1 protein-coding gene is annotated in these 431 nt (G+C 60.1%); it reads left to right on the plus strand.

Going from position 1 to position 431, the window contains the following annotated elements; translation table 11 throughout:
- Window positions 1-431 (plus strand): TonB-dependent receptor plug domain-containing protein (locus EYW48_RS21500; protein WP_277433081.1); only part of this gene is annotated, 431 nt, incomplete at both ends.

The following is a 431-nucleotide window of genomic DNA, read 5'->3' on the forward strand; positions in this document are numbered from 1 at the left end:
GGGTTACACCAAGTACCTCATCAACGGTCGCCCGATGCTTTCGTATCCGGCGCTGTACAACGGCGGCGATACGTTCAACAACATCAGCGGCATTCCGATCGACATCGTCGAGCGCATCGAGATCCTGCCGGGTGGCCAGTCCTCACTGTATGGCTCCGATGCGATCGCTGGCGTGGTCAACATCATCCTCAAGGAACGCATGGATGGTGGCGTCCTCAACGTACGTGGTGGCGCCTACGGTGAAGGCGGCGGCAACAGCTTCCGCCTCAGCGGCGCCCGCGGCTTCAATGGCGTGGATGATCGCTTCCATGCGCTGGTCAACGTGCAGTATGAGAAGACCAGCCCGATCTGGGGTTACCAGCGCGATCTGACCAAGGTCAACAATCCCGACGGTTACAGCCCGCAGTACGTCTCCAACGACTTCCTGGTGC

Origin of the sequence: Vibrio sp. 1180_3, from assembly GCF_029478545.1 — a bacterium.
GTDB classification, from domain to species: domain Bacteria; phylum Pseudomonadota; class Gammaproteobacteria; order Enterobacterales; family Vibrionaceae; genus Vibrio; species Vibrio aestuarianus.